We start from the raw sequence: 22,623 nt of genomic DNA, 5'->3' as shown, positions 1-22,623 counted from the left end.
TTGCCCGGCAGCGATTCCGGGCAATCGGCAAACTTAGCGGGAGGCCTGCTGATACAGGTTATCCCACATATCTTTGACCAGCGCCTGATCACGCGGCGACAGTTCACCTGCACTGATTGCCGTTTCCAGACTGCGGGTCACATTACGGTACAGCGCTTCGGCGCTATGGGCTTCGCCCTCTTCCAGATCGGCAACGGCTAACGTCAGGTGACCGCGCAGATAACCGCTGGCAAACAGCTCATCATCACTGGCGTGTTCCACCATATCGTCAATTAACGCCAGAATGCGCTCTTCAAACTCCGCGATCATCTTCTTTCCTCTTTCGGTAACATGGCCTTAGAGATCTTCCGGCCATGGGAATTGTTCCGCCGTTAGGGCCGGCGTATGGTAGTAATCCTGTAATGCTTTGATAAGTTTGGCCGGGCGAGGTGGAATACCTTCTTTCAGATAGGTCATCACCTGCGCATGAACGCGTCGCTGGAATACGATACGGTCCGGCTCAAAATCACCTTCCAGGTTGTCGCAACTGACGTTAAACGGGAAACCCGCCGCCACGCAGAACAGCCAGTCAAAAGCCTGCGGCTTCACTTCCACGTCTTCAAACTGCCCCTGGGTTTTGGCATCGCGTCCGTCCGGGCAGTACCAGTAGCCAAAGTCAACCTGCTCGCGGCGCGCTTTCCCGGCAATACACCAATGGGAAATTTCATGCAAACCACTGGCGTAAAAGCCATGGGCGAAAACGATGCGGTTGTACGGCACGTCGGCATCAGCGGGAAGATAAATCGGTTCGTCATCGCCTTTAATCAGACGAGTATTAAACTCTTCGGCAAAGCAGCCGTCGAAAATCGCAATCAGCTGCTGATAATCATGGGTCGTTGTCATCAGTTCATCCCTAACCATTGAAGTATTTCCTGTCCATGGCTGTCATACAGCAGCTTGGCACTCATGACGGCGGAAACCACCACAATCATCGGCCGGATCAGCGCCTGCCCTTTGCTTAACACTAAGCGTGACCCCATACGCGCGCCGAAAAACTGCCCCACCATCATCACAAAACCGGTCGCCCAAATCACTTTGCCGCCAATGATAAACAGCAGCAGGCCGCCGACGTTTGAGGTGGCATTCAGCACTTTGGCATGCGCTGTTGATTTCGCCAGGTTAAAGCCCATCAGCGTGACAAACGCCAGCGCATAAAACGAACCCGCGCCAGGGCCAAAAAATCCGTCGTAGAAACCCACGCAACCGCCGGCCACCAGCGCAAACGGCAGGCCATACAAACGCTGCTGGCGATCGGATTCCCCGAGTTTTGGCATCAGGAGAAAATAGAGGCCAATACCGATAACCAGAATCGGCAGGATTTGGCGCAGAATATCCGACTTCACGTACTGCACCAGCAGCGCGCCGCTCATCGAACCGATAAAGGTCATCAGAATATTCAGTTTCTGATCCGCCAGGTTCACCACCTTACGGCGAATAAAATAGAGCGATGCGGAAAGCGAACCGCCGCAGGCCTGCAGCTTATTGGTTGCCAGCGCCTGTGCGGGCGGCATTCCCGCTGCCATTAGAGCGGGAACGGTGAGTAAACCACCGCCGCCGGCCAGTGAGTCGATAAATCCCGCCAGGATGGCGATAAAGAAGAGCGCCACCAGCATCAGCGGCTCGACCATAAATAACGTGGAGAAACTGTCCATCAGAGTACGTGCTCATCCAGTAGCGCCTGGCAGGAAGGCGGCAACGGTGGAGGCGTCTTCTTCACAGGTTTGGTGGTGCCAGGTTTTGGCGGTTCGAACCAGCTTTGCAGCTCAGCGCCGCAACCGTCTCCAGCAGGCGGTGGTGCCTGTTCTTCGCACTCAAGGCTATTAGCCGGGCATTTCAAGCGCACGTGCATATGCGCGCGGTGTTGGAACCACGGACGCACTTTATGCAACCAGTCGCGATCGTTGCCCGCCTCCAGGCACAGCTGCTGCTTAATCGCCGGGTTGACGAAAATGCGCGTCACTTCCTTGTCTTCGGCCGCCAGCTTAATCAGTTGGCCGATTTCCGGTTTCCACAGCGTCGGCACCACGCGTTTGCCATCGGCAGCCACTAAATCCAGCGCCTGTGGTTTAAGTAACTGCGCGGAGCTCCAACGTGCTTTCGGTAATTGCAGGAAAATATCAACGTCCAGCCCACTTTGATGGCTGGCGTGTCCGCCGTTAAAGCGTCCGCCGGCAGGCATGCCCATATCACCAATCAACATGGTGCCCATACCGTGCTGCTGCACCTGGCTACCCAGACGCTGGATAAACTGCACCAGTTCCGGGTGGCCAAAGTAGCGGCGCTGATCGGTACGCATCACCTGATAGGTATCAGCCTGTAGCGGCAGCGGCTGCGCCCCCACAATACAGCCGTTGGCAAACGCCCCGATTGACTGGGCGCTGCCGTTAATCGGCTGGGTGATTTTTTGCCAGGGCGTTGCCGCCAGCGCCGTACTGCTGACTACCAGAGCCAGCAGCGCAATAACGGTTTTTTTCATGATTACCAGCGTGGAATTGACGTCGTCACATCGGCGTTTTGCGCGCGTTGACGCATAAAGTGATCCATCAGAACGATTGCCATCATTGCTTCCGCAATTGGCACCGCACGAATACCGACGCAAGGATCGTGACGACCTTTTGTGATCATCTCAACCTCTTCACCAAAGCGGTCGATCGTACGCCCCGGGACGGTGATGCTCGAAGTAGGTTTCAGCGCCATATTAGCGACGATCTGCTGACCGCTGCTAATCCCGCCCAAAATGCCGCCGGCGTGGTTGCTCTGGAAGCCCTCTTTGGTGATTTCATCACGGTTTTGACTACCGCGCAATTTCACCACCTCAAAGCCATCGCCAATTTCAACGCCCTTAACGGCATTGATACTCATCAGCGCATGGGCGATGTCGGCATCCAGACGGTCAAAGACCGGTTCGCCAAGGCCCGCCGGTACGCCATCCGCCACGACGGTGACTTTCGCACCAATCGAGTCGCCCTCTTTTTTAAGGCCACGCATCAGCTCATCCAGCGCGTCGATTTTGTCCGGATCAGGGCAGAAGAACGGGTTTTGCTCAACCTGCTCCCAATCTTTGATCTCCAGCGGAATATCGCCCATCTGGGTCAGACAGCCGCGGATAACGATGCCGAATTTAGCGGCAAGGAATTTCTTCGCAATTGCCCCTGCCGCCACGCGCATCGCCGTTTCACGAGCCGACGAACGACCGCCGCCGCGATAGTCACGCAGGCCGTATTTCTGCTCGTAGGTATAATCTGCGTGCCCCGGACGGAAGACATCTTTAATCGCGCCGTAGTCCTGCGAGCGCTGATCGGTGTTTTCAATCAGCAGACCAATACTGGTGCCGGTGGTTACGCCATCAAAGACGCCGGAGAGAATTTTCACCTGATCCGGTTCGCGACGTTGGGTGGTATAGCGCGATGTACCCGGGCGACGACGATCAAGGTCGTGCTGAAGGTCAGCTTCGGTTAACGGGATGCCCGGAGGCACGCCGTCAACGATGCAGCCCAGCGCCAGGCCATGCGATTCACCGAAGGTGGTTACGCGAAAGAGTTGTCCAATAGTGTTTCCTGCCATCACGACTCCGTTATCGTTGTTCTGTTGTTGTGTGCTGGAATAATCAGTCTTTGTACTGGCCGAAGTGATTCTGCGCCGCTACCAGCTGCGCTTTGGTCAGCATAAAGACACCGTCACCGCCGTTATCAAACTCAAGCCAGGTGAACGGCACATCCGGATATTGATCCATCAGATGTACCATGCTGTTACCCACTTCACAAATCAGAACGCCGTCATCGGTCAGGTAATCCGGCGCACAGCCAAGAATACGGCGAGTCAAGTGCAGACCATCGCTACCGGAAGCCAGACCCAGCTCCGGCTCGTGGCGATATTCTGACGGCAGATCGTCCATATCTTCTTCATCCACGTACGGCGGATTGGTGACAATAAGATCGTATTGCAGGGTTGGCAGGTCGCGGAACAGATCGGAGCGAATCGGCGTGACGTTGTGGATCATGCCGTGTTCTTCGATGTTGTATTCAGTCACCGCCAGCGCATCCGGGGAAACATCAATCGCGTCGACTTCCGCTTCCGGGAAAGCGTAGGCGCAGGCAATGGCGATACAGCCGCTGCCGGTACACATATCCAGAATATGCTCAGGCTGATGATTGATTAAACCGGCAAAGCGGTTGTTAATCAGTTCACCAATTGGCGAGCGCGGTACTAGCACGCGATCGTCGACATAGAATTCGTGACCACAGAACCAGGCTTTATTGGTCAGATAGGCGACCGGAATGCGTTCGTTGACGCGACGAATGACGCGCTCAACAATTAGCTGTTTTTCGCTGGTTGTCAGGCGGGCAATACGCATATCTTCAGGGATATCGAGCGGCAGATACAGCGTTGGCAGTACCAGCTGCACGGCTTCATCCCACGGGTTATCGGTGCCATGACCGTACCAGATATTGGCCGCGCTAAAGCGGCTTACCGCCCAGCGTAACATGTCCTGAATGGTGTGCAGCTCACTGACTGCTTCTTCAACAAATATCTTATCCACGTTGTCCTCCAGGGCATGCGTCGGGGTAAATTCGGCGGCTAGTTTGCCATGAAGACGGCGATAAATCAGCATTCTTGCGTAGGCTGCGGGGAAAAAAGCGTTTTCGCTGCAGGGAGCGGCGTGAAAAGGTAAACTAGTGGAAAAAATGACTGAGAAGAATCAATGAAAAAGACACCCTCTCTGAGCGAGGAGGATCAGGCGCTCTTTCAGCAACTGATGACCGGGACGCGTAAAATTAAGCAGGACACCATTGTCCATCGTCCGCCGCGTAAAAAAATCAGCGAGATCCCGCCCAAGCGTTTGCTGCAGGAGCAGGCGGACAACAGCCACTTTTTCTCCGATGAATTCCAGCCACTGCTGAATACCAATGGTCCAGTGAAATACGTGCGCGAAGACGTCAGCCATTTTGAGCTTAAAAAACTGCGCCGCGGTGATTACTCCCCGGAGCTGTTCCTCGACCTACACGGCTTAACGCAGATGCAGGCTAAACAGGAGCTGGGGGCGCTTATCGCCGCCTGCCGCCGGGAGCATGTCTTTTGTGCCTGCGTGATGCATGGTCATGGTAAACATATTCTGAAGCAACAAACGCCGCTGTGGCTGGCACAACACCCGCACGTGATGGCTTTTCATCAGGCGTCGAAAGAATACGGCGGTGATGCCGCGCTGCTGGTATTAATTGAAGTTGAAGAGTGGCTGCCGCCGGAATTGCCTTGATACGATCCCTGGAGTTGGTATCAACGCCTCGTCCGGGTTATCGCTAAAGCGCCGTTTACAGGCCGGGTAAATCGGCTCCGGGCTGCCTGATGGCGTCATGATTATCACAAGGCGGCCGCTGGAAGTGTCCAGAGGCCGGTGAGTGCCGTCGTTAAATGGCCTTCGCCATTCTGAGATTGCACGGGCTCATTTGCCAGTTGAGGGTACCCTGCCCATTCGCGTCCAGAGTGACGCTGGCAATGGCAGAAGTTGTAAACATCGGTGGCACCTCGCCTGGGCACAGTTCCGCGACCAGGTAGCCAACCAGCGGTAAGTGAGAAATCACCAGCACCGATGACGTTCCTTCATTGGCTAACGCTTGCAGGTAGGCGCTGACCAGGCCGATATCGCCGCACGGCGTTAACTCCTGCAGAACGTCGACCTCTTTTGGCAGGGTCATACACTCCCCAACCACTTCCAGCGTCTGTTCCGCACGCAGGTATGGACTGACCAGAATACGGTCGATGTCCACTTTTTGGCCTTTCAGCCATGTTGCCATCTGACGAGATTCATCACAACCACAACCGGTGAGAGGACGAACCGAATCACTTGCTGCATCGAGAGCAGCATCGCCGTGACGCATAATAAAAACTTGCATATTGCACCGCTTTTGTTAACCAGAAGCACCAGCGTCACCATAACGGTGACGCGGTAGCCGGGCATTGTGCCTTATCCATTCACTGAATGAAACGCTGCTTTTTACCTTACTGCCGTAAGTATAGTCAACATCTGTTTACAAAATAGCCAGAAACCTTGTATTCAATCGGGGTTCTCCTACTTTGACCTCAATTCAGCGGAACTGTTTCATGACCTGGCCAAAAGGTTAGCTCACGCTCTGCCCGCTGGATGAGTGCCTCACAAGGGGAGAACCGCGAACCGTACTGGGTAGCCAATCGTTGCAATTGAGCAACCACTTCACCCGCTCCCAGCGTATCCATATAACGGAGCGGGCCACCGAGGAACGGTGGGAATCCAATACCAAATACCGCGCCAATGTCACCATCACGCGCGCTACGAACGACGCCCTCTTCAACACAGCGGGCGGCTTCGTTAAGCATCAGCATCACGCAGCGTTCGGCAATTTGCGCCGCTGAACACTGGCTGTGTCGAGCGGCCATTCCGGCCAGAGAGTAGACTGCTTTATCGACCTGTTTCTTGCTTTTACGCCCTTTCACACCATAAAGATAGAAACCCCGACCATTTTTTCTACCTTTGCGATCGTCATTCAAAATTGCCTGAATCAGCGTTGCAGGAGCACTGAAACGCTCGCCATAAGCCGCTTCAAGAATAGGCAAAATTTTGGTGCCAGTATCAATTCCCACTTCATCTAAAAGCTGGATTGGCCCTACCGGAAAACCAAATTTAACCAGTGCGTTATCAATATCCTCCACGCTTTCACCTTCCACCAGCATGCGCATGGCTTCGGCAATATAAGGTGCCAGAATGCGGTTAACGTAGAAGCCCGCTTTATCGGCAACTACAATCGGCGTTTTACCCTGTTTTTTCGCCAATTTTACGGTGGTCGCAATTGTCTGCTCAGAGGTACCGGTATGAGGTATCACTTCCACCAGTGGCATTTTCTCTACCGGACTGAAAAAGTGCAGACCAATAACCTGATCCGGCCGCTGGGCAAGGGCTGCAATATCACCAATCGGTAAAGATGAGGTGTTTGATGCGAAAACGGTGTGAGGTGCACAATTCTGTTCAACTTCCGCCACCATCTTCTGCTTCAGCGCCAGATCTTCAAACACCGCTTCGATAACCACATCACGATGCGCAAAGCCGCGATAATCAGTACCGCCGGAAATCAGCGCCAGCTGGCTATCACGCTCAGCAGCCTTCATATGACGACGACGGACTTTTTGTTCCAGCTGATCCCAGCTGTATTTCAGCGCATGGTTAATGCCATTCGCGTTAATATCTTTAATTCGCACCGGCAGCTTTCCTTTCACCGCCGTGACATAGGCAATACCACCGCCCATCAGACCGCCACCCAGGATCCCCACAGATCGCAGCGGGCCAGCCTCGACGCTGGCGCCAGGATCTTTTTTCAGTTCGGTACTGGCAAAGAAAATATTACGCAACGCCTGCGATTGCGGCGTCATCGCCAGTTCACCGAAGGCACGCGCCTCCGCCTCGTATCCACTGGAGGCCCCGTGCGCGAGGCCCGTTTCGATCACCTGCAAAATTTTATCGGTTGCCGGGTAGTTACCCTGGGTTTTTTGCGCCGTTTTTTTACCCGCCATACTGAACAGCAGGTTTCGTCCCAGCGGACCGGCAAGAATGCGTTCCCGAATCGGCAAACGACGATGTTCATGCTGGGGCTTGCGCGCACATTCAGCGGCCGCCTCCAGCAAGATTGAGTGCGGTACCACTTCATCAACCAGACCAGCTTTGAGTGCCTGCCGAGCACGGAGTTGCTTGCCGGTCAGGATCATATCCAGCGCGGTGCTTACGCCCACCAGCCGCGGTAATCGCTGAGTTCCCCCAGAGCCAGGTAACAGGCCAAGCTGAACTTCCGGTAGCCCCAGAACTGTACGCCCATCGTCGGAACAAATACGGGCATGACAGGCCAACGCCAATTCCAATCCTCCGCCAAGGCAAGCGCCGTGAATTGCCGCCACTACAGGGATTGATAAGCTGGCGATTTCAGCCATCACCTGCTGCCCCTGACGTGCTAGCGCTTCGGCCTCCAGGGCACTTTTGCATCGGCCAATCATGTTGATATCGGCCCCGGCAATAAAATTGTCGGGTTTAGCTGAGATAATCACCACGCCCAGCAAAGCTTTATTCTCACGGATTTGTTTGAGAATTGCCCGTACCTGAGCGCCAAATTCGGCCTTCAGGGTATTCATCTTTTCATCGGGTACATCAATCGCGACCACGGCGACATTATCAGGGCGTACGGTGAGTGTGAATGCAGATTTCATGTCCATTATTCAGCCTCCAGAACCATCGCAGCACCGAGTCCACCCGCCGCACAGGCGGTGACCAGCCCGAAACCACCGCCGCGACGGCGCAGTTCGTTGAGCGTCTGGGTGATCATGCGCGCGCCGGTAGCAGCAAATGGATGACCATAGGCAATCGAGCCGCCCAGCACGTTAAATTTACTTTCATCCACCTCGCCGGTGGCATGGCTGCGCCCCAGCACCTCACGGGCGAATTTCTCGCTCGCCAGACACTGAATATTCGCGAGCGTCTGGGCTGCGAAGGCTTCATGCATATCAATAAGCGTCAGGTCAGCGAAGCTCAGCCCCGCACGCTCCAGCGCCAGCGGCGTCGACCAGGCCGGTCCCAACAGCATGTCCTGCCAGACATCAATGGCGGTAAACGCGTAGCTGCGCAGATAGCCCAGCGGCGTGAGCCCAAGCTCTTTGGCGCGGGATTCGGTCATCAGGATCACCGCCGCAGCGCCATCGGTTAAGGGGGTGCTGTTCGCCGCCGTCACCGTGCCATGCTGGCGATCAAATGCCGGGCGCAGCTTGGCATAGTCGGCAAGCGTCGAATTGGCGCGAATGTTATTGTCCTGCTCCAGAGGATTACGGTACGGCGGAGAGTAGGCAGTCATCACTTCATCATTAAGTTTTCCCGCCGCCCAGGCCTGTGCCGCCAGCTGATGCGAGCGGTTAGCCAACGCATCTTGTTGTTCACGGGTAATGCCATAGGTTTTCGCCATCTGTTCGGCGGTATCGCCCATCCGCAGGCCGGTCGAATATTCGGCAACCGCTGGTGGCACTGGCATCAGGTCGCGCAAACGTAAGCGAGAAAAGAGTTTGAGCTTCTGCCCAAGCGTGCGAGCTTTATTGGCATCTACCAGGGTGCGCGCCAGAGCTTTACTGACGCCAATCGGCAGAACGGAAGACGAATCGGCACCACCGGCGATGCCCGCACGGATTGTCCCGGCCATTAAACTTTCCGCGACGTTCGCTACCGCCTGGAAACTGGTTGCGCAGGCGCGGCTCACGCTATAGGCATCGGTGTGCACGTTCATACCGGTGCCGAGAACAATTTCACGGGCAATATTTGGCGCAGCCGGCATTTGTACCACCTGACCAAAGACCAGTTGCTCAATCACGTCCGGGGAAATTTCACTACGCGCCAGCATTTCACCCACCACCATCTTCCCGAGATCCACGGCGGGAACGCCATGAAAAGCGGTCGCCTGACGGGCAAACGGGGTGCGTAACCCACTCACAATAGCAATGCGATCGCCCTGACGGGTGATTAGCGGTAGCGCCTGACTCATAACTCTCCCCTGTTATCGGAAATCGACCAAGTGGTCTGACCTGATAACATTCTTAACTAATTTTTTACACTTAGCCAATCGAAGAGAAGAAAAATTGGGAGCTAAAACACATTGAGCACAAAAGAAAACGCCCCTGCGGCATCAGCAGCAGGGGCGTTATTAAGAGCAGTGAGTCAGAATGCGATTAACGCAGACCCAGCTGGAAGATCAGGGTTTCAGCTTCACAGGCGAAAACGAAGTCGATGTCCAGCTGTACGCCACCTTCCACTTCTTTAAAGGTAGAGGTGATTTGGCATGGTTCAGACTCAACGCCGCGTGCTTTTTCAGTCAGCGCAGCCAGAGTTTCTTCTGCTTGTGCACGGTTAGCGAATACGCGGCTATAGGATGCGGTGCAGTCGGTATTGTCCATGATGGTACCAACATCCATGCAGCAGCAAACTGGGGTTTCATCAGCACTACATTTACTCATTGCAGATTTCCTCTGTTTTGTGCACCCAAGGTGCCAGATAAACTATGTGCCTATTTTACGCCCGCCCGCGGTCCCTCTCCAGTCGTTAATGAGATGAAATCGGATAAGTGACCGAAATCACAATTAAAAATGATCTAAAACAAATTCAGCGTTTGGTTACCCATGACCAGACCCGCAATTTTGCCAACCAGATCTCGTTTCAAACAACATCTTTGAAAATATTAATAAACAATATTGCAACATCCCATCTGGTCAGACCTATACTCTCGTCACTGGTCTGATTTCTAAGTTGTAGTCCAGCCCCTACACTTCGCGCTTCTGTTACTACATGTAACATTGTTTGTATAAAAATAACTCAATGAGGTTATGGTCATGAGCCAAAAAACCCGTTTCACGAAGTCTGCTCTTGCTGTTGCAGTGGCACTTGTTTCTACCCAAGCCTGGTCAGCAGGTTTCCAACTGAATGAATTCTCGTCCTCTGGTCTGGGCCGCGCCTATTCTGGCGAAGGTGCTATCGCAGATGATGCGGGTAATGCCAGCCGTAACCCGGCGTTGATTACAATGTTCGACCGCCCGGAATTCTCTATCGGTGCCGTGTTCATTGATCCGGATGTGAATATTACCGGTAAATCTCCGGCTACCGGCAAAAGCACCGACGCTGACAATATCGCGCCAACCGCCTGGGTGCCAAACGTCCACTTCGTGATGCCAATTAACGAGCAGTTTGGCTGGGGGGCTTCCATCACCTCCAACTACGGTCTGGCAACCGAGTTTAATAATAGCTACGCGGCCGGCATGTACGGCGGTAAAACTGACCTGCAAACTGCGAACCTCAACCTGAGCGGCGCATACCGACTCAGCAGTAACTGGAGCTTCGGCCTCGGTTTTGATGCCGTGTACGCAAAAGCCAAAATTGAGCGTTATGCAGGTGATACGAGCCTCTCTCTGAGCCGACTGCCTGGCTCTGGAGTCACCGGACCGGACACTCAAATCGCTCATTTGAAAGGTGATGAATGGGGTTACGGCTGGAATGCGGGTATTTTGTATGAGCTGGATAAAAATAACCGTTGGGGTCTGACCTATCGCTCAGAAGTAAAAATTGACTTCGATGGCGATTATAAAAGCAACATCTCAAGCCGCTACAACGGAAGACTTCCCGCAGAAGTGCCTTACGGCACCGATGGCCGCACCATCGGCGGTTCTCTGACCCTGAACCTGCCTGAAATGTGGGAAATCTCCGGTTATAACAAGGTCGATCCACAGTGGGCTATCCACTATAGCATCGCCTATACCAGCTGGAGCCAGTTCCAGGAGCTGAAAGCGACCGGTTCAAACGGCCAGGAGCTGTTCTATAAAGACGAGAGCTTTAAAGACGCTTACCGTATCGCGTTGGGTACCACCTATTACTACGACAAAAACTGGACCTTCCGTACCGGTATTGCGTTCGATGATAGCCCGGTTCCCGCAAACCATCGCTCTATCTCTATCCCAGACCAGGACCGTTTCTGGCTGAGCGCCGGTACCACCTATGCGTTTAACGAAGATGCCTCTATCGACTTTGGCGCCTCTTACATGCATGGCCAGACCGTCACTGTGCAGGAAGGCAACTACACCTTCAAGTCTGAAGGTAAAGCCTGGCTGTTTGGTTCTAACTTCAACTATCGCTTCTGATAGTCTGCTGACATAAAAAAAGGGTGAACATTATGTTCACCCTTTTTTATTGCCGCTGATGGCTTATTCTGAATCGATGTCCTTCAGATCGCCCTCAATCGCCTGCGCGTTCGGGTTTACTTCCGGTTTCAGCTTACCGCCATTAGCAATAAAGTCATGCTGCTGGAAGTAGGCTTCACGCACCATAATGTACGGATCGGCAGACTGACGCAGCAGGCCATCAGAGTCAAGCAACTGGGCGCGGGTTTCAACACCTTCAACCACCCATTTACCAATCGACATTGGCCAGGTCAGCCAGGAGAGCACCGGATAGGTGGTATCTGCCATGTCGCCAACATCTTCACGCAGAGTGAAGCTGCCGTAAAACGGCAGTTGCACATATGGCCCATAGCCCACGCCATAATGCCCCAGCGTGCTGCCAAAACGGTGTGGCTGAACGCGCTGCAGTTTCGGGTTAGCCATACCTGCAACATCAATAAAGCCGCCCATCCCAATAACGGTATTCAGGAAGAAACGCGTAAAGTGGACCATCCCCTGGTACGGATCCCCCTGCAGGAAGGAGTTCACCATAATGGCCGGCTCTTCCAGGTTGCTGGTAAAGTTGCCAAGGCCATTTCGCGCAGGCTGTGGAACATAATCACGCCATGCTACCGCTACTGGACGAAGGACATACGGATCCAACACGTTGAAGTTGAAGCTGTACATGGTCCGGTTAAATCCTTCAAGCGGGTCTGAACGCCCCTGCTGTTCTGTAGCGGAACTCGCACAGCCCATCAGTAGTGTGGTTCCCAGCGCCAGCGCCGACAGGCGAAGCTTCATAAATGTCTCCCTGTTGATAATGGCTATCACTGATTGCCATCCATGACGGAACGCACGCGTATCCGCCTGTTTAGATGTGAGCGATTGTAACAGCCCATCGAACGATGTCTATATAACCGGCCTCGTTGATTTGATCATAGCCTGGTAACGCCGCCGCAGCGGTACATCTGTTTCTCCAGGTCGATAAAGCTAAGGCCAGGGTTCTCGTAATTTCAGAATACATCCAACCGCATGTCAAACATAAGCCGCTACGCTTAGGCTATACGTGCTTATTTCAGGAATACTGAGATGAATGACATCGAAAATGAAAAGATTGATAAACACAGCGACGAATTAGCGGTGGAGAGTGAAGAGAAACAAACGGGGACAAAGATAGAGGTTGATGAGGATAGTCTCCCCTCCCGCGCAATGGCAATTCATGAGCACATACGTCAGGAAGGCGAAAAAGAAATGGAGCGCGATGCCATGGCGCTACTTTGGTCAGCTATCGCCGCGGGATTATCAATGGGGGCATCATTGCTGGCAAAGGGTATTTTTCATGTCGAACTTGAAGGTGTTCCCGGCGGTTTTTTATTGGAGAACCTCGGCTATACCTTCGGTTTTATTATTGTCATCATGGCCCGGCAACAGCTGTTTACCGAGAATACCGTGACTGCCGTCCTCCCGGTGATGCAGAACCCAACCCTCGGTAATTTTGCTTTGCTAATGAGGCTATGGGGCGTCGTGCTGCTCGGGAATATAATCGGTACCGGAATTGCCGCATGGGCTTTTGAGTATATGCCTATTTTCGATGAGCGCACGCGTGATGCTTTCGTGAAAATCGGTATGGATGTGATGAAAAACAGCCCAACCGAGATGTTTGCGAATGCAATTATCTCCGGCTGGCTCATTGCCACGATGGTCTGGATGTTTCCCGCAGCGGGTGCGGCAAAAATCGTGGTGATTATTTTGATGACCTGGCTTATTGCGCTGGGTGATACCACGCACATTGTGGTCGGTTCGGTGGAAATTCTCTATTTGGTGTTCAACGGCACGCTTCATTGGAGCGATTTTATTTGGCCTTTTGCGCTCCCGACTCTCGCCGGAAACATCTGCGGCGGTACGTTTATTTTCGCACTAATGAGCCACGCACAGATCCGTAATGATATGAGCAACGCGCGTAAAGAAAAGCTTCGTTTACAGAATACAGAACGGGTTAAAAAGAACAGCGGCCGGGATAATCCATCCTGAATGGCGACGGTTTGAGCAGTCAGGCAGCTATGTACTTACTCCAGCGGACAAAAAACGCTATACTCTTGCCGCTTCGTCCCCTTAGTTAAATGGATATAACGAGCCCCTCCTAAGGGCTAGTTGCAGGTTCGATTCCTGCAGGGGACACTTTACCGCCACGTCTCTATTCGACGTTACCCTCTGCGTAATCAGCCGAAAAACGTATCCCCCTTCAGCATTAAGCTTCTTCGTCACGAACCCGCAATCTGGCACAGCCTACACGGATAAGGTTATAATCCCCGATATTCTTTTATTGGGTTTAGACACGAACATGACAAAATTAACATTACAAGAGCAGATGCTTAAGGCTGGGCTCGTCTCCAGTAAAAAAATGGCGAAAGTGCAAAAAACAGCGAAAAAATCTCGTGTTCAGGCCCGTGAGGCCAGAGAGGCGGTTGAAGAAAACAAGAAGGCACAGATCGAGCGCGATAAGCTGTTAAGCGAGCAGCAAAAACAAGCGGCGTTGTCGAAAGAGTACAAAGCGCAGATAAAACAACTTATTGAAATGAATAAAGTTGTTATCTCAAGAGGCGATATTGGGTTTAACTTCACCGATAATAATGTCATCAAAAAAATCTACGTGGACAAAACCGCTCAAGCACAGCTTATCAGCGGCCGCCTGACGATTGCGCGTCTGACCGCCGAAGCCAGTGCCGAAAGCGAGTATGCGATAATCCCCGCAGTCGTCGCCGATAAAATTGCCCAGCGCGATGCCAGCTATATTGTTTTAAGCAATGAGATAAGCAAAGAGACGCAGGACGAAGAAGATCCGTACGCCGCTTTTGTTGTTCCTGATGATTTGATGTGGTAATCGCAACAATCTGATTTCCCGCCCAATTGGCCCGAGTAGTTCGACTCATAACATCGCTTAAGTATGGCAACGTGAGTTTAGCGGGCCTCAGCTCGATAGACCGGAACAAGCCGCGTAGTGTCGGTGAGATTATCGAAAACCATCGTTTCTGCCGTTGCGATTACCATGCCTGATTTCCTCAGTCGCTGCACATCAGCGGCGATCCGCTGAATCCCGAACCAGAATAATCCGTCCAGCGCCGTGACGTGTAGGCCACTTTCCAGCGCTTGTTTAAGACGCTGACGCGGCGCTTTAACCTCTTTAGCGATTTTCTGGAAGGGCGTGGCCGTGGTTCCTGTAGGATCAACGCGCTGAATACGGGTTGCCAGACTGTACTGAAACGCATCCGGGACTGCACTCAAATCAGCCTTCAGACTGTAGACGCAGCCAAACCGCTTACCGTTAAAAATGACATTTTTCTGGTTAAGCCGAAGCTCGTCACGAATGCCGGCAATAAGCTGCGGCGCGCGGGTTAACATCAGCCGAAAAGGCAGCTCAAAGCTGGTGACATAGTCCACATTCAGCAAGGCAATTCGCAAGCGCTCTTGCGCACCAGCATGGGATTGTCGACATTCGTCGATCACTTCACGCCACTGATTAGCGAGACGCTCTGGCTCACTGGCTTCTGTAAAACTGTACTTTTCAATCTGATAGTCAATTTTTCCCGCCACGTTGAGCGTCCTTTTCGTCATTGTTTAGTGACCGTGGTTTACTTTACCAGCACACTGAAATAATTGGGGGTGATTACCACCGTAAACTTTTTCCCAGACGGTAAAAAGAATTACAGACTTTTATCAACTACAAAAGTGGCCTGGATATCAGCACTACCGCCAATACCATTTCAGTAAATCAGGATAGGGAAAAATTGGCAAACCCAGTTCTTCACTTGCTCTGCGGGTTCTGTCACCCTGACGCCATACGGTAATCCCCCCCCAATTCATTAATCGACAAGGTCATCCTGATGAAACAAATTACCATGAGCGATATGCAGCAACAGAGCGCAGCGGCTGTGCAATCGCCTCGGCTCCGCGCGCACCGTAATTTCCATCTAGAATTAAGCGATTCGGTCCAACGTCTGGCTATTGCCATGGAACCAGGAACCTACGTGCGCCCGCACCGACACCCTCACACCTTCGAGCTACTGTTGCCATTAAGGGGTCGTTTCGTGGTGCTGAATTTTGACGATCGGGGTACCGTCACCCATCGGGCGATATTGGGGGAAACCTGTACGGTGCTGGAGATGGCCGCAGGAACCTGGCATGCCGTGCTGTCGCTGGATACCGGTGGCATAATTTTTGAAGTAAAACACGGTGGCTATCAACCCGTGGCTGCCGATGACTATGCGCACTGGGCTCCAGCGGAAGGAGAACCAGGAACCACGGAGCTTATGGCCTGGTATGCGCAAGCGCAGGTGGGCGACAGCGCTTTTGCCGTCTAAGGCGATAAAAAAAACGGAATGAGTTTCCCCATTCCGTTTCCGCTATTACAAACCGTCGGTGACGATTTTAGCCGCCGACGCTAATACATCGCGACGGCTTTCTGCCTTAGGTTGAGGCTGGGTGAAGTAAGTGACCAGAATCAGCGGCGCACGATCTTTTGGCCAGATCACCGCGATATCATTGGTGGTGCCATAGTCACCGCTGCCGGTTTTATCCCCCACAACCCAGGAAGCAGGCAGTCCAGCCTGAATGCTCGCTGCACCGGTGGTATTGCCTTTCATCCATGTCACCAGCTGCGCCCGTTGGCTGTCGCCCAATGCTTTACCCAGCGTCAGATTCCGCAGAGTTTGCGCCATTGCCCGAGGTGAAGTGGTATCACGCGGATCGCCCGGAATGGCGGTGTTTAACGTCGGCTCGGTACGGTCGAGACGGAACGTTTCGTCTCCCAGCTGTCGGGCGAACGCGGTGACGCTAGCCGGGCCGCCAACGTGAGCAATCAGCTTATTCATCGCCACGTTATCGCTGTACTGTAGCGCGGCCGCGCTAAGCTCAGCCAGTGACATCGTCCCATTGACGTGCTTTTCCGCAATCGGATTATAGTTAACAAGGTCAGATTTTTTGATCTCAACTCGCTGATTTAACAGATTCGGTTCGCTTTCACTTTTCTTCAGCACCGCGGCCGCGGCCATCACTTTACTGGTGCTGCACATCGCAAAGCGCTCATCAGCACGATAAAGTATTTGCGAATTATCCGCTGTGTTAATCAATGCCACCCCCAGTCTGCCTCCCGACTGCCGCTCTAATTCGGCAAGTTTTTGCTGTACGTCCGCCGTTTGCGCATACAGCGGCACACTTCCTAACAACAGCGTGACGGTTGCCGTCGCCATCAGCGTGAACTGGCGCAGTGATTTTTTAACCATGGGATTCCTTATTCTGGAAGAGACGAATTAACAACAACATGAATAGTCAATATTTTACCTGAAGCGAGCCACAACGCGTCCGATTTTATGCTTCCGAAAGGCAAATACGGACGTCGCCAGAATGAAATTTATTACCGAATGAAATTAATGTGTCGCCGAATCACGACACTCGTAAGTAACTAAAAATTAATAAAAAAATCCCTCTTGTCTCACCACATCTTTAGGCGTACATTAGCGCCATCTGGAGCACAAAAGCACAGAATTCTGAAGTGATGCCAACCGCGAAAATGCACAGTTTGAGTTTCCATCGGTTGATATCAGTTCGCAGTACCAACGTTCATGAGTGCGTAGAAAAAGATACGCGGAGAGATGAGTCGTGAAATATTTCTTTATGGGCTTTTCCTTTATGGTCATCGTTTTTGCCGGTACATTTGCCCTGATGATCTAGTGAATAAAATGCATAAAAAAACAGGAGCCATTTGGCTCCTGTTTGCATTTCTGGGATGCAGAAAATCATTCTGCAGATTTATGCTCAGACGGCAGCAACCCATCGGCGCGGAACATCGCTTTAATCCCGCGAATCGCCTGGCGGATACGGTCGCGGTTCTCAATTAGCGCAAAACGCACGTGGGTATCGCCATAATCGCCAAAACCAATACCCGGCGAAACGCAGACCTTCGCATCCTGCAGCAATTTTTTGGCAAACTCTAGCGATCCCATGGCAGCGTACTTGTCGGGAATTTTTGCCCACACGTACATCGATGCCTTCGGCATCTCGACCATCCAGCCCGCTTCGTGTAGCCCTTTGACCAGCACATCGCGACGACGTTTATACTGCTCAGCGATATCGCGAACGCACTGCTGATCGCCCTCCAGCGCGGCGATAGCCGCCACCTGCAGCGGTGTAAAGGTACCGTAATCGTGATAACTCTTAATCCGCGCCAGCGCGTTAACCAGCGTTTTATTGCCGACCATAAAACCAATACGCCAGCCGGCCATATTGTAGCTTTTTGACAGCGTGAAAAATTCCACCGCCACATCGCGCGCGCCCGGCACCTGCATAATCGACGGCGCTTTCCAGCCATCATAGACAATGTCAGCGTAAGCCAGATCGTGAACCACCAGCACATCGTAGCGCTTGGCCAACGCCACCACTTTTTCGAAAAACTCCAGCTCAACGCACTGGGCGGTTGGGTTGGATGGGAAACCTAAAATCATCATCTTCGGTTTCGGGTAGCTTTCGCGGATCGCGCGTTCGAGTTCGTTAAAGAAATCGACCCCTTGCACCAGCGGCACCGAACGAACCTGCGCACCGGCAATCACCGCGCCGTAGATGTGAATCGGGTAGCTTGGATTGGGCACCAGTACCGTATCACCGTGGTCGAGCGTGGCGAGCATCAGATGTGCCAGCCCCTCTTTCGAGCCAATCGTGACAATCGCTTCGCTTTCCGGGTCAATTTCGACATCGTAGCGATCGTGATACCAACGCGAAATTGCACGACGTAAGCGCGGGATCCCACGTGAAGTGGAATAACCATGGGTATCAGGCCGTTGCGCCACGGTACACAGTTTTTCGACAATATGCGGCGGCGTGGCACCGTCGGGGTTCCCCATACTGAAATCAATGATGTCCTCGCCGCGCCGACGCGCAGCCATCTTTAATTCAGCGGTAATGTTAAAAACATACGGGGGTAAGCGATCGATACGCGTAAAGCGACGTTCTGGACTGGAGTCAGCCATAAATTCCTCAGGATAACGTGAGCGCCCGAACCGTTCGAGCGACGCTGCCACCGATGTGGCATGAATAGAAAATAACCTGAATAAAATGTGTCTGTCGAGGGACAATGAAAAAAATGATGACATCGCTGAAAAGAGGAAGTCGTACAAATAAAAATCATTTCTTAACGCCAACATATAGGCGAATATAAAACATATTAGCAACAATGTGTTATCGATATGGTTTCATTGCACTTTGCTTATCCCGCCGTAAGTTGGTCATTGTGCTCTGTTAAATACCTTTCCTTATCAATCCCCTTTTTAAATTAAGGTTTTTCCCTATTCAGTAAGCCGCTGGTCATCTGACGCCGGGTTACTTATCATAAGACTTTCCTGAAGACACCCGGCGCCGCCATGCACGAAATATTCAATATGCTGCTCGCAGTTTATGACAGAGCCGCATTAATGCTGATTTGCCTCTTTTTCCTGATCCGTATTCGCCTTTTCCGCGAATTACTGCACAAGTCGGCCCATACCGCGAAAGAACTGCTCGCCGTCACCGTTATTTTCTCGATGTTCGCTATCTTCAGCACCTGGTCCGGTGTGCCGGTGGAAGGCTCGCTGGTGAACGTACGCATTATCGCGGTGATGTCCGGTGGGATTTTATTCGGCCCATGGGTCGGCGGTATCGTTGGGCTCATCGCCGGGATCCACCGCTATTTGATTGATGCGGGCGGCGTCACGGCCATTCCGTGCTTTATTACCAGTATTATCGCCGGGATCTTAGCTGGCCTGATTAACCGAAAAATTCCAAAAGAGTTGCACTGGAAAATAGGCATCCTCGGCGGAATGCTGTGCGAAACGCTGACCATGATTCTGGTTGTCGTCTGGGCGCCCAATATCCCGCTGGGGGTGGATATTGTCTCGAAAATCGGTATTCCAATGATTGCCGGTAGCGTCTGTATCGGTTTTATTGTGTTGCTGGTGCAGAGCGTAGAGGGCGAAAAAGAAGCCAGTGCCGCGCGTCAAGCCAAGCTGGCGCTGGATATTGCCAACAAAACGCTGCCGCTCTTTCGCCAGATTAACAGCGATACCCTACGACAGATTTGCGACATCATCCGCCAGGATATTCATGCCGACGCGGTAGCAATTACCAATACCGAGCGCGTGCTGGCCTACGTTGGCGTGGGGGAAGATAACTACCACAACAATGATGATGCCATCAGCCCGACCACCAAACAGGCGATCATTAGCGGCGATATCATTATCAAAAACAATGATGAAGCCTACCGCACGCCGGAGATCCACTCGATGCTGGTGATCCCGCTGTCGGAAACGGGGGTCGTGACCGGTACGCTGAAAATCTACTACTGCCACGCCCACCAAATCACCTCTTCTTTGCAGGAGATGGCAATCGGTTTGTCGCAGATTATCTCGACACAGCTCGAGGTTTCACGCGCTGAACAGCTGCGTGAAATGGCAAATAAGGCAGAGCTGCGCGCGCTGCAAAGTAAGATCAATCCTCATTTCTTGTTTAACGCTCTGAACGCCATTTCGTCGTCGATTCGCATGAATCCGGATACTGCGCGGCAGTTGATTTTTAATCTGTCCCGCTATCTGCGCTATAACATTGAATTAAAAGACGATGAGCAAATTGATATCCGCAAAGAGCTGTACCAGATTAAGGATTACATCGCCATTGAGCAGGCACGTTTTGGCGATAAGCTGACGGTTATCTACGATATTGACGAAGAGGTGAGCTGTTTTATCCCGAGCCTGCTTATCCAGCCGCTGGTCGAAAACGCTATCGTCCACGGTATTCAACGCAGTAAAGGCAAAGGCGTTGTTACCATCAGTATTACCGAATCCGGCAACCGCGTGCGTATCAGCGTGCGCGATACCGGGCCGGGCATCGACCCGGAGGTGGTGGCACGAGTTGAAGCTAACGAAATGCCGGGGAATAAAATCGGCCTGCTCAACGTTCATCATCGGGTCAAGCTGCTGTATGGCGAAGGGCTGCACATTCGTCGCCTGGAGCCAGGAACGGAGATCGCCTTTTACATTCCCAATCAGCGCACGCCGGTCACGACTACCGCCGCCACTTTACTGCCTTAACCTGGAGTACACATGAAAGTCATCATTGTTGAAGATGAATTCCTGGCACAACAGGAGCTAACCTGGCTGATTCAACAGCACAGCCAGATGGAGATTGTCGGTACTTTTGACGACGGTCTGGACGTGCTGAAGTTTTTGCAGCACAACAAAGTGGATGCCATCTTCCTCGACATCAACATTCCCTCTTTAGACGGAGTGCTACTGGCGCAGAATATTAGCCAGTTCGCCCATAAACCGTTTATTGTGTTTATTACCGCGTGGAAAGAGCATGCGGTGGAAGCCTTTGAACTGGAAGCATTCGACTATATTCTAAAACCCTACCAGGAGATGCGTATCGTCTCCATGCTGCAAAAGCTGGAGTCCAGCTGGCAACAGCAGCAGTCAGGTAACGTCAACAGCCCGGCGGGCGTGACCCGTGAAAATGACACCATTAATCTGATTAAAGATGAGCGCATCATCGTCACGCCGATAAATGACATTTACTACGCCGAAGCGCATGAAAAGATGACGTTTGTTTATACGCGACGAGAGTCCTACGTCATGCCGATGAACATCACTGAATTTTGCAACAAGCTTCCCACCAGCCATTTTTTCCGCTGCCACCGCTCGTATTGCGTGAACCTGAATAAAATCCGCGAGATTGAACCATGGTTTAATAACACCTACATTCTGCGCCTGCGCGATCTGGAATTTCAGGTGCCGGTGAGCCGCAGTAAGGTGAAAGAGTTTCGGCAGATAATGCATCTGTAGAAGAGATGCTGGCGACAGACGTCGCCAGCGAAGAAAGCGCTTACAGAACCTGTCCCAGCGTCTGGCGCAGATGCGCGCCGGAGCCCAACAGGCCTGGATTGTCATGAACTATCAGATACACCGGGATTGGGTGTACGTAGTCTTTAAAGCGGCCTTTATCTTCAAAACCGCCGCGGAAGCCGGATGCTTTAAAGAACTCAAGGAAGCGCGGTACGATACCGCCGGCAATGTAGACGCCGCCAAATGTCCCCAGCGTTAATGCCAGATCGCCGCCAAAGCGCCCCATAATGACGCAGAAAAGCGACAGCGCGCGACGGCAGTCGGTGCAGGTATCAGCAAGCGCACGCTCGGTAATGTCTTTTGGCTTGTAGTTTTCCGGCAGACGATTATCGGCTTTAACGATAGCCCGGTACAAATTCACCAGCCCCGGTCCCGACAACACGCGCTCCGCCGACACGTGACCAATCTCTTCGCGCAGTACTTCGAGGATAATCCCCTCTTCTTCACTGTTTGGCGCAAAGTCGACGTGCCCACCTTCACCCGGCAGGCTAACCCAGCGTTTATCAACGTGGACCAGATGCGCCACGCCAAGGCCAGTGCCAGCACCATAAACGGCGATCGGTTTACCTTCTATCGGCTCGGTGCCGCCAAACTGGATCAGATGCTCTTTTTTCAGCATCGGGATCGCCATGGATACCGCGGTGAAATCGTTAATGATTTCCAGGTGGGAGAAACCAAGGTTCTTTTTCATTTCCGCAATCGAGAACGCCCAGGTATGGTTGGTCATCGCCACCCAATCGCCGGTAATCGGACAAGCAATGGCAATACAGCCATCTTCGACCGATACGTTATGCTCGTCGAGATAGACGCGAACGACCGCTTCCAGGCTTGGGTAATCCAGGCCAGAATAGGTTTTCGCCAGGGAGATCTCCCCGCTGGCAATATCGCACAATGCCAGACGCGCATTGGTGCCCCCCACATCCCCTACTAAAGCAAACTTTGTCATTCCGTTACGGCTCCGCTAAAG

At 52.6% G+C, this 22,623-nt stretch carries 23 protein-coding genes and 1 tRNA gene; 9 read left to right on the top strand and 15 right to left on the bottom strand.

The genetic code is table 11. The features are described 5' to 3' along the window. Positions 1-33: 33 nt before the first annotated feature. Genes ABOC97_RS03165 through prmB form a run of 6 tightly spaced genes read right to left on the bottom strand, consistent with a single transcriptional unit; the run spans position 34 to position 4,579 of the window. Positions 34-309 carry a YfcL family protein gene (locus tag ABOC97_RS03165; protein WP_234502289.1) on the bottom strand — a complete coding sequence of 92 codons (276 nt, stop codon included), beginning with the start codon at positions 307-309 and terminating at the stop codon, positions 34-36. A gap of 27 nt (positions 310-336) precedes the next feature. Beyond that, complete coding sequence (locus ABOC97_RS03160) at positions 337-882, bottom strand: elongation factor P hydroxylase (protein ID WP_349593967.1); 546 nt, start codon at positions 880-882, stop codon at positions 337-339. Further along, positions 882-1,691: a sulfite exporter TauE/SafE family protein gene (locus tag ABOC97_RS03155; protein ID WP_349593964.1), complete on the bottom strand. Its 810-nt coding sequence runs from the start codon at positions 1,689-1,691 to the stop codon at positions 882-884. The genes ABOC97_RS03160 and ABOC97_RS03155 overlap by 1 nt, the downstream gene beginning before the upstream one ends. After that, a complete protein-coding gene (gene mepA / locus ABOC97_RS03150; protein ID WP_349593961.1) occupies positions 1,691-2,515 on the bottom strand; it encodes a penicillin-insensitive murein endopeptidase in 825 nt (274 codons plus the stop codon). The genes ABOC97_RS03155 and mepA overlap by 1 nt, the downstream gene beginning before the upstream one ends. A 2-nt stretch (positions 2,516-2,517) precedes the next feature. Next, positions 2,518-3,603: a chorismate synthase gene (gene aroC / locus ABOC97_RS03145; protein WP_349593957.1), complete on the bottom strand. Its 1,086-nt coding sequence runs from the start codon at positions 3,601-3,603 to the stop codon at positions 2,518-2,520. A 43-nt stretch (positions 3,604-3,646) separates the two neighbouring features. Beyond that, positions 3,647-4,579, bottom strand: a complete 933-nt coding sequence (gene prmB, locus ABOC97_RS03140; RefSeq protein ID WP_234502294.1) for a 50S ribosomal protein L3 N(5)-glutamine methyltransferase — start codon at positions 4,577-4,579, stop codon at positions 3,647-3,649. A gap of 162 nt (positions 4,580-4,741) precedes the next feature. Between prmB and smrB the strand changes: the two genes are divergently transcribed. Continuing rightward, on the top strand, positions 4,742-5,293 hold the full coding sequence (gene smrB, locus ABOC97_RS03135; protein WP_234502295.1) for an endonuclease SmrB: 552 nt from the start codon (positions 4,742-4,744) through the stop codon (positions 5,291-5,293). 151 nt (positions 5,294-5,444) lie between these two features. Here smrB and sixA read toward each other — a convergent pair whose 3' ends face one another. The 4 genes from sixA to ABOC97_RS03115 form a co-directional block, all read right to left on the bottom strand. Then, the gene (gene sixA, locus ABOC97_RS03130; RefSeq protein ID WP_234502296.1) at positions 5,445-5,930 is read right to left on the bottom strand and encodes a phosphohistidine phosphatase SixA; all 486 of its coding nucleotides are present in this window, start codon (positions 5,928-5,930) and stop codon (positions 5,445-5,447) included. A 187-nt stretch (positions 5,931-6,117) separates the two neighbouring features. After that, positions 6,118-8,268 carry a fatty acid oxidation complex subunit alpha FadJ gene (gene fadJ, locus ABOC97_RS03125; RefSeq protein ID WP_349593952.1) on the bottom strand — a complete coding sequence of 717 codons (2,151 nt, stop codon included), beginning with the start codon at positions 8,266-8,268 and terminating at the stop codon, positions 6,118-6,120. Continuing rightward, positions 8,268-9,578, bottom strand: a complete 1,311-nt coding sequence (gene fadI, locus ABOC97_RS03120; RefSeq protein ID WP_349593949.1) for an acetyl-CoA C-acyltransferase FadI — start codon at positions 9,576-9,578, stop codon at positions 8,268-8,270. Before fadI ends, fadJ begins: the two co-directional genes overlap by 1 nt. A 184-nt stretch (positions 9,579-9,762) precedes the next feature. Then, positions 9,763-10,047, bottom strand: a complete 285-nt coding sequence (locus ABOC97_RS03115; protein WP_234502299.1) for a YfcZ/YiiS family protein — start codon at positions 10,045-10,047, stop codon at positions 9,763-9,765. Positions 10,048-10,419: 372 nt separating this feature from the next. Between ABOC97_RS03115 and fadL the strand changes: the two genes are divergently transcribed. Continuing rightward, the gene (gene fadL / locus ABOC97_RS03110) at positions 10,420-11,718 is read left to right on the top strand and encodes a long-chain fatty acid transporter FadL (protein ID WP_349593946.1); all 1,299 of its coding nucleotides are present in this window, start codon (positions 10,420-10,422) and stop codon (positions 11,716-11,718) included. 63 nt (positions 11,719-11,781) lie between these two features. Here fadL and mlaA read toward each other — a convergent pair whose 3' ends face one another. Next, positions 11,782-12,537, bottom strand: a complete 756-nt coding sequence (gene mlaA, locus ABOC97_RS03105; protein WP_349593943.1) for a phospholipid-binding lipoprotein MlaA — start codon at positions 12,535-12,537, stop codon at positions 11,782-11,784. A gap of 288 nt (positions 12,538-12,825) precedes the next feature. Here mlaA and ABOC97_RS03100 point away from each other — a divergent pair, with 288 nt between their 5' ends. From ABOC97_RS03100 to ABOC97_RS03090, 3 genes are all read left to right on the top strand, one after another. After that, positions 12,826-13,767: a formate/nitrite transporter family protein gene (locus ABOC97_RS03100; RefSeq protein ID WP_349593940.1), complete on the top strand. Its 942-nt coding sequence runs from the start codon at positions 12,826-12,828 to the stop codon at positions 13,765-13,767. A 75-nt stretch (positions 13,768-13,842) separates the two neighbouring features. Beyond that, a tRNA-Arg gene (locus ABOC97_RS03095) sits at positions 13,843-13,914 on the top strand. A gap of 163 nt (positions 13,915-14,077) precedes the next feature. Beyond that, positions 14,078-14,617 (top strand): DUF2058 domain-containing protein, encoded by a 540-nt coding sequence (locus ABOC97_RS03090; RefSeq protein ID WP_261627612.1) that lies wholly within the window; start codon positions 14,078-14,080, stop codon positions 14,615-14,617. A 77-nt stretch (positions 14,618-14,694) separates the two neighbouring features. Here ABOC97_RS03090 and ABOC97_RS03085 read toward each other — a convergent pair whose 3' ends face one another. Continuing rightward, entirely contained in the window at positions 14,695-15,327 is a 633-nt protein-coding gene (locus tag ABOC97_RS03085) for an ECs1377 family protein (RefSeq protein ID WP_349593936.1), read from the bottom strand. 290 nt (positions 15,328-15,617) lie between these two features. Between ABOC97_RS03085 and ABOC97_RS03080 the strand changes: the two genes are divergently transcribed. Next, positions 15,618-16,094 (top strand): WbuC family cupin fold metalloprotein, encoded by a 477-nt coding sequence (locus tag ABOC97_RS03080; RefSeq protein WP_349593933.1) that lies wholly within the window; start codon positions 15,618-15,620, stop codon positions 16,092-16,094. Between the two features lie 45 nt (positions 16,095-16,139). Here the strand turns inward: ABOC97_RS03080 and ABOC97_RS03075 are convergent, their stop codons facing one another. Beyond that, the gene (locus ABOC97_RS03075; protein ID WP_011091028.1) at positions 16,140-17,015 is read right to left on the bottom strand and encodes an extended-spectrum class A beta-lactamase CTX-M-3; all 876 of its coding nucleotides are present in this window, start codon (positions 17,013-17,015) and stop codon (positions 16,140-16,142) included. A gap of 376 nt (positions 17,016-17,391) precedes the next feature. Between ABOC97_RS03075 and ypdK the strand changes: the two genes are divergently transcribed. Further along, positions 17,392-17,463 carry a membrane protein YpdK gene (gene ypdK / locus ABOC97_RS03070; RefSeq protein WP_112204148.1) on the top strand — a complete coding sequence of 24 codons (72 nt, stop codon included), beginning with the start codon at positions 17,392-17,394 and terminating at the stop codon, positions 17,461-17,463. A 65-nt stretch (positions 17,464-17,528) separates the two neighbouring features. Here ypdK and alaC read toward each other — a convergent pair whose 3' ends face one another. Next, complete coding sequence (gene alaC, locus ABOC97_RS03065; RefSeq protein ID WP_234502306.1) at positions 17,529-18,755, bottom strand: alanine transaminase; 1,227 nt, start codon at positions 18,753-18,755, stop codon at positions 17,529-17,531. Between the two features lie 390 nt (positions 18,756-19,145). Between alaC and ABOC97_RS03060 the strand changes: the two genes are divergently transcribed. Further along, positions 19,146-20,846 (top strand): sensor histidine kinase, encoded by a 1,701-nt coding sequence (locus tag ABOC97_RS03060; RefSeq protein ID WP_349593928.1) that lies wholly within the window; start codon positions 19,146-19,148, stop codon positions 20,844-20,846. 12 nt (positions 20,847-20,858) lie between these two features. After that, positions 20,859-21,596 (top strand): LytR/AlgR family response regulator transcription factor, encoded by a 738-nt coding sequence (locus tag ABOC97_RS03055; RefSeq protein ID WP_349593926.1) that lies wholly within the window; start codon positions 20,859-20,861, stop codon positions 21,594-21,596. A 40-nt stretch (positions 21,597-21,636) separates the two neighbouring features. Here the strand turns inward: ABOC97_RS03055 and glk are convergent, their stop codons facing one another. Next, the gene (gene glk / locus ABOC97_RS03050) at positions 21,637-22,602 is read right to left on the bottom strand and encodes a glucokinase (RefSeq protein ID WP_349593924.1); all 966 of its coding nucleotides are present in this window, start codon (positions 22,600-22,602) and stop codon (positions 21,637-21,639) included. Between the last annotated feature and the right edge of the window lie 21 nt (positions 22,603-22,623).

The sequence above is a fragment of the Kluyvera huaxiensis genome, from assembly GCF_040149365.1.
Taxonomy (GTDB): domain Bacteria; phylum Pseudomonadota; class Gammaproteobacteria; order Enterobacterales; family Enterobacteriaceae; genus Kluyvera; species Kluyvera intermedia_A.
This window is presented reverse-complemented; position numbering and strand designations above follow the sequence as displayed.

Bases quoted from the DNA above. Each gene is read 5' to 3' on its own strand.
- sixA (WP_234502296.1), bottom strand. From the start codon at position 5,930: ATGCAAGTTTTTATTATGCGTCACGGCGATGCTGCTCTCGATGCAGCA.
- smrB (WP_234502295.1), top strand. From the start codon at position 4,742: ATGAAAAAGACACCCTCTCTGAGCGAGGAGGATCAGGCGCTCTTTCAG.
- ABOC97_RS03090 (WP_261627612.1), top strand. From the start codon at position 14,078: ATGACAAAATTAACATTACAAGAGCAGATGCTTAAGGCTGGGCTCGTC.
- ABOC97_RS03080 (WP_349593933.1), top strand. From the start codon at position 15,618: ATGAAACAAATTACCATGAGCGATATGCAGCAACAGAGCGCAGCGGCT.
- alaC (WP_234502306.1), bottom strand. From the start codon at position 18,755: ATGGCTGACTCCAGTCCAGAACGTCGCTTTACGCGTATCGATCGCTTA.
- fadJ (WP_349593952.1), bottom strand. From the start codon at position 8,268: ATGGACATGAAATCTGCATTCACACTCACCGTACGCCCTGATAATGTC.
- ABOC97_RS03160 (WP_349593967.1), bottom strand. From the start codon at position 882: ATGACAACGACCCATGATTATCAGCAGCTGATTGCGATTTTCGACGGC.
- ABOC97_RS03100 (WP_349593940.1), top strand. From the start codon at position 12,826: ATGAATGACATCGAAAATGAAAAGATTGATAAACACAGCGACGAATTA.
- ABOC97_RS03055 (WP_349593926.1), top strand. From the start codon at position 20,859: ATGAAAGTCATCATTGTTGAAGATGAATTCCTGGCACAACAGGAGCTA.
- mlaA (WP_349593943.1), bottom strand. From the start codon at position 12,537: ATGAAGCTTCGCCTGTCGGCGCTGGCGCTGGGAACCACACTACTGATG.
- mepA (WP_349593961.1), bottom strand. From the start codon at position 2,515: ATGAAAAAAACCGTTATTGCGCTGCTGGCTCTGGTAGTCAGCAGTACG.
- ABOC97_RS03165 (WP_234502289.1), bottom strand. From the start codon at position 309: ATGATCGCGGAGTTTGAAGAGCGCATTCTGGCGTTAATTGACGATATG.
- fadL (WP_349593946.1), top strand. From the start codon at position 10,420: ATGAGCCAAAAAACCCGTTTCACGAAGTCTGCTCTTGCTGTTGCAGTG.
- aroC (WP_349593957.1), bottom strand. From the start codon at position 3,603: ATGGCAGGAAACACTATTGGACAACTCTTTCGCGTAACCACCTTCGGT.
- ABOC97_RS03155 (WP_349593964.1), bottom strand. From the start codon at position 1,691: ATGGACAGTTTCTCCACGTTATTTATGGTCGAGCCGCTGATGCTGGTG.
- glk (WP_349593924.1), bottom strand. From the start codon at position 22,602: ATGACAAAGTTTGCTTTAGTAGGGGATGTGGGGGGCACCAATGCGCGT.
- ABOC97_RS03060 (WP_349593928.1), top strand. From the start codon at position 19,146: ATGCACGAAATATTCAATATGCTGCTCGCAGTTTATGACAGAGCCGCA.
- ABOC97_RS03115 (WP_234502299.1), bottom strand. From the start codon at position 10,047: ATGAGTAAATGTAGTGCTGATGAAACCCCAGTTTGCTGCTGCATGGAT.
- fadI (WP_349593949.1), bottom strand. From the start codon at position 9,578: ATGAGTCAGGCGCTACCGCTAATCACCCGTCAGGGCGATCGCATTGCT.
- ABOC97_RS03075 (WP_011091028.1), bottom strand. From the start codon at position 17,015: ATGGTTAAAAAATCACTGCGCCAGTTCACGCTGATGGCGACGGCAACC.